This window comes from Actinotalea ferrariae CF5-4, from assembly GCF_000603945.1.
GTDB classification, from domain to species: Bacteria; Actinomycetota; Actinomycetes; order Actinomycetales; family Cellulomonadaceae; genus Actinotalea; species Actinotalea ferrariae.
In genome coordinates this window covers 1-4,702 of sequence record NZ_AXCW01000289.1, presented here as the reverse complement: position 1 = coordinate 4,702, position 4,702 = coordinate 1, and the positions used below count along the sequence as shown (strand labels likewise).

Here is a 4,702-nt window from a genome sequence, read left to right as displayed (position 1 = left end):
TGCCCTGGGCCGTCGGTGCGGCGCTCCTGCTCACCGGCACCGCGCTGGTCGTGCGGGCGCGACGGCAGGACCCCGCCGTCGTCACGGGCCCGGACCGGGCGAACGGCTGACTCGGGCGGCCGTCGGCAGCCGGTGCGACTCAGGCGGCTGCCGGCAGCGGGTGCGACTCAGGCCGCCGTCGGCAGCACGTCGCCGCGGTCCTCCAGCGCCAGGTCGCCGGTCTCCCCGGCGCGGGCGGCGCGGCGCCCCAGGGTCAGGACGTAGATCCAGTACGCGGCGAGCACGAGCGCCCCGATCACGATCTTCAGCCACCACGGCAGCACGGTCGAGGGCGTCACGAACCCCTCCACGAGGCCGGACACCCCCAGCACGAGGACCAGACCCAGCGCGACCGTGATGAGCGACCTGCCTTCCTCCGCGACCGCCCGGCCCCGCGGCCGGCCGCCCGGGTCCACGACCGTCCAGAACAGCTTCAGGCCCGCGGCGCCCGCCACGAAGATGGCGGTGAGCTCCATGAGGCCGTGCGGCAGGATGAGCTGGAAGAAGATGCCGAGCCCGTCGTGCAGGGCCATGACGCCGCCGGCCGCGCCGACGTTCACCGCGTTGGTGAGCAGGACGACCACCGGCCAGATGCCCGAGATCCCGAACGCCACGCACTGCGCGGCGATCCACGCGTTGTTCGTCCACACCTGGGCCGCGAAGCTGCTGCCGTCGTACTGCGTGTAGTAGGAGGCGAACTGCTGCTCGGCGTAGAGCCGCAGCTCCGCAGGCGACCCGAAGGCGGCCTGCGCCCCGGCGTCGCGGTACATCGTGAACCCGGCGATCGTGGCCACGAGGCAGAAGACCACGGTCACGCCGACCGTCCACCACCGCACCCGGTAGAAGGCGACCGGCAGCGTCACGGCGAAGAACCGGGCGACGTCGAACCACGACGGGTCGTGGGCTCCCGCGATCGCGGCACGGGAACGGGCGAGCAGGTCCGACAGGTGCGACATGACCGACGGGTCCGGCGCTGCGGAGCGCACGGCGGACAGATGGGTCGCGACCTGCTCGTACAGGGCCACGAGCTCGTCGGTCTCCGCGCCGTTCAGCCGCCGACGCCGGCTCAGCCGGTCCAGGCGCTGCCACGTGTCGGCGTGCACGGCGGAGAACGCGTCCAGGTCCACGCGGGGTAGCCTGCCACAGGCGAGCCGGCTCCCGGCTCGGATGCGCAGGTCAGCGGGAGGGTGCGGCGGTGTCGGAGGAGATCCTCATCGGCGAGGGCGTCGTGCTGGACGCCCGCCCCGCGTCGTTCGCCACCCGGGTCCTCGGCTCGCTCCTGGACCTCGCGGTCCAGGCGCTGGTCGTCATCGTCCTCGCCCTGCTGGTGCCGGTCGTCGCGACCGGGCTGGACGCCGCGATGCTCGCCGCCCTGACGATCGGGCTGGTCGTCCTCGTGCTGGTCGTGCTCCCCACCACGGTCGAGACCCTCACCCGCGGACGGTCGGTCGGCAAGCTCGTCGTGGGCATCCGCGTCGTGCGGGACGACGGCGGGCCGGTCCGGTTCCGCCACGCCGTGCTCCGCGCGCTGGTGGGCGTCGGCGAGATCTGGCTGACCGCCGGCTCGGTGGCGCTCATCACCTCGCTGGTGCACCCGAAGGGCAAGCGTGTCGGCGACATCCTCGCGGGCACCTACGCGGTGCGGGTCCGCGGCGGCCAGCGCACGCTCCCACCGGTGCCGATGCCCCCGGAGCTCGCGGCCTGGGCCGCCGGCACGGACATCCGGCGGCTCCCGGACGGGCTCGCGCTGTCCACCCGGCAGTTCCTGGGCCGCGCCATGAGCCTCAACCCGGCGTCGCGGGCCGCGCTCGGTGTCCGGCTCGCCGCGGAGGTCGAGGCCTACGTCGCCCCGGGGCCGCCGCCGGGCACGCACCCGGAGCGCTTCATCGCCGCCGTCCTCGCCGAACGGCGTGACCGGGAGTACGCGCTGGCGGTCCGCAAGGCGGCCGACGCCCGCGCGGAGGCCGCGCTCCTGCACCGGCTGCCGCACGGGGTCCCGGACCCGCAGGACTGAGCGCGCCGGCTCCTCACCGAGCGCGCCGGCGTCTCAGACCGTGCCGCCGGAGGGGTACGCCTCGTCCACGAGCAGCACCGGGATGCCGTCCCGCACCGGGTAGGCCAGCGCGCACGTCTCGCCGGTGCACACGAGCTCCGGTGACCCGTCAGGACGCTGCCCGTCCCGCAGCTCCGACCCGCACCCCGGGCAGCGCAGGAGGCCGCGTACCCAGTCCGGCGTCGGCCGCTCGTCGCCGCTCATCCCCGGCCCCCGTCCGCCCGGACCAGCCCGAGCACGTCGTCCCGCACCTTCACCATGACGTCCTCGTCGGCGGCCTCGACGTTGAGCCGCAGCAGCGGCTCGGTGTTGGAGGCGCGCAGGTTGAACCACCACCGGGGGTGGGAGTCCCAGTGGGAGATCGTGAGCCCGTCCAGCTCGTCGACGTCGACCCGCCCCGCGCCCTGCTGCGTGACGTACGCCTCCACGACGCGCGCGCGGGCGGCGGCGACGTCGGCGACCCGGGAGTTGACCTCGCCGCTCGCGACGTACGGCTGGTAGGCCTCCGCGAGCCCCGACATCGTGGCCGCGGCCACCCCGTCCCGCCGCTCCCCGAGGGCGGCGAGGACGTGCATCGCCGCCAGCATGCCGGTGTCGGCGAAGAAGAAGTCCCGGAAGTAGTAGTGCGCACTGTGCTCGCCGCCGAACACCGCGTCGTGCTGCGCCATCTCGGCCTTGATGAACGAGTGCCCCACCCGGGTCCGCACGGTCCGGGCCCCCGCGGAGCGCAGGAGGTCCGGCACGACGGCCGAGGTGATGAGGTTGTGGATCACCGTCGGGGTCCGTCCGGCGGCCAGCTCGCGGGAGACCTCGCGCAGACCGACGAGGGCGGTCACGGCCGACGGGGAGACGGGCTCGCCCCGCTCGTCCACGACGAAGCAGCGGTCCGCGTCGCCGTCGAACGCCAGACCCAGGTCGGCCTGGTGCTCCAGGACGGCGGCCTGGAGGTCGCGGAGGTTCTCCGGCTCCAGGGGGTTCGCCTCGTGGTTCGGGAAGGTGCCGTCGAGCTCGAAGTACAGCGGGACGACCTCCAGCGGCAGCGCGGGCAGGCCCGCCGCGGTGCCGAGGACCGCCGGCACCGTCAGGCCGGCCATGCCGTTGCCCGCGTCGACGACGACCTTGAGGGGACGGATCCCGGACAGGTCCACCAGCCCGCGCAGGAAGGCGGCGTACTCGGGCAGCATCTCCCGGCGGGTGACGGTCCCGGGCGCCTCGACCGGCTCGGGCAGCCCCTCGCCGAGGTACCGGGCCGCGAGGTCGCGCACCTCGCCCAGGCCGGCGCCCTCGCCGACGGGGCGGGCCCCCGCGTGGCACATCTTGATGCCGTTGTACTCGGCCGGGTTGTGGCTAGCCGTGAACATCGCCCCGGGCAGGTCCAGGACGCCGGAGGCGTGGTAGAGCCCGTCCGTGGAGCACAGGCCGATCCGGACGACGTCGACGCCGCGCGCGGTCAGGCCCGCCGCGAAGGCCTCGACCAGCTCGTCGCCCGAGGGGCGCATGTCCTGGCCCACCACGACGGAGCGCTGCCCGCCGGTCACCACGACCTCGGCGAACGCCGCGCCGATCGCGGTGGCCACCGCGGGGCTGAACGGCTCGGGGACCACGCCCCGCACGTCGTAGGCCTTGATCAGGCCCGACAGGTCGGGGAGCGCGGACGAAGCAGGGGCGGGGACCGCGGGGTCGTGGGACGTCACGTGGGGAAGTCTAGGGATGCGGCGCATGCCGGCGCGCACCCGGCTGCGGCGCTCGACGTCACGCGCCGCGACGTCAGGGGGGCGCGACGGCAGCGAGGGCGCGACGTCAGCGGGGCTTCGTGGCCCGCCGCAGCACGGAGTCGATCGGCAGGGCGTCCCACCCCTGCGCCGTCGGCTGGAACCACTCGCGCCGCTCGCAGGCGTGGCAGGAGACGAACACGACGTCGGTGCCGTCGGTCAGGACCATCGGCAGCCGGGTGAGCGCGCCGCTGCCGCACGCCCCGCAGCGGCCCGGGCCGTCGGGCATCGCGGTCGCGTCCATGTCGCCGCCGGGACCGGACCGGTTCCCGCCCATCTCAGCCGCCCTCGCCGCGCAGCACCCGCAGGTGCCCCCGGCGCGCGACCTCGGTCTGCACCGGCTCGGGCACCGGCGCCGCCACGGGGCGCGGGCGGCCCGCCTCGCGCACCGCGTCGGCGAGCGCGACGAGGTCGTCCGGGCTCGGGCCGACGGGGATGAACTCCGGCGTCAGCCGCACGACCTCCCACCCGCGAGGAGCGGTGAGCCGGCCGGCGTGCTCGCTGCACAGGTCGTAGGAGTGCGGCTCGGCGAGGGTCGCGAGTGGGCCCAGGACGGCCGTCGAGTCGGAGTAGACATACGTCAACGTCGCCACGGCCGGGCGCCCGCAGGCGCTCCGGGAGCACTGCCGTCCGGACCTCACGCCGCGAGCGTACTCGGCGCCTCCCGGACAGCCCCCGCGCCGCGCCGCCGCCCCCGGGGCGGCCTCACCCGGTGGGACCAGCCGTTGCGAGCGCCGACCCCCGCCTCCGGCCCGGCGGTCGGCACACCCGCACCGTGACCTCCTACAGTGGTCGCGTGAGCCGCCTGCCCGTCCGCCGCAGCCGCGGCACCGCGCCC

6 protein-coding genes are annotated in these 4,702 nt (G+C 75.5%); 1 reads left to right on the top strand and 5 read right to left on the bottom strand.

Going from position 1 to position 4,702, the window contains the following annotated elements:
- Positions 1–167: 167 nt before the first annotated feature.
- Positions 168–1,166, bottom strand: coding sequence for a stage II sporulation protein M (locus N866_RS16500; RefSeq protein ID WP_034228436.1), 999 nt, complete (start codon positions 1,164–1,166; stop codon positions 168–170).
- A gap of 68 nt (positions 1,167–1,234) precedes the next feature.
- On the opposite strand from N866_RS16500, the gene N866_RS16495 reads away from it, so the two are divergent.
- Positions 1,235–2,053: an RDD family protein gene (locus N866_RS16495; RefSeq protein ID WP_034228434.1), complete on the top strand. Its 819-nt coding sequence runs from the start codon at positions 1,235–1,237 to the stop codon at positions 2,051–2,053.
- A gap of 33 nt (positions 2,054–2,086) precedes the next feature.
- Here the strand turns inward: N866_RS16495 and N866_RS16490 are convergent, their stop codons facing one another.
- The 4 genes from N866_RS16490 to N866_RS16475 form a co-directional block, all read right to left on the bottom strand.
- Entirely contained in the window at positions 2,087–2,296 is a 210-nt protein-coding gene (locus tag N866_RS16490) for a Trm112 family protein (protein WP_034228432.1), read from the bottom strand.
- Complete coding sequence (locus N866_RS16485; protein ID WP_052023174.1) at positions 2,293–3,786, bottom strand: phosphomannomutase/phosphoglucomutase; 1,494 nt, start codon at positions 3,784–3,786, stop codon at positions 2,293–2,295. The genes N866_RS16490 and N866_RS16485 overlap by 4 nt, the downstream gene beginning before the upstream one ends.
- A gap of 106 nt (positions 3,787–3,892) precedes the next feature.
- Positions 3,893–4,141: a hypothetical protein gene (locus N866_RS16480; RefSeq protein ID WP_034228430.1), complete on the bottom strand. Its 249-nt coding sequence runs from the start codon at positions 4,139–4,141 to the stop codon at positions 3,893–3,895.
- A gap of 1 nt (position 4,142) precedes the next feature.
- Positions 4,143–4,505 carry a DUF3499 domain-containing protein gene (locus N866_RS16475; RefSeq protein ID WP_034228428.1) on the bottom strand — a complete coding sequence of 121 codons (363 nt, stop codon included), beginning with the start codon at positions 4,503–4,505 and terminating at the stop codon, positions 4,143–4,145.
- Positions 4,506–4,702 lie beyond the last annotated feature (197 nt).

Bases quoted from the DNA above. Each gene is read 5' to 3' on its own strand.
- N866_RS16490 (WP_034228432.1), bottom strand. From the start codon at position 2,296: ATGAGCGGCGACGAGCGGCCGACGCCGGACTGGGTACGCGGCCTCCTG.
- N866_RS16480 (WP_034228430.1), bottom strand. From the start codon at position 4,141: ATGGGCGGGAACCGGTCCGGTCCCGGCGGCGACATGGACGCGACCGCG.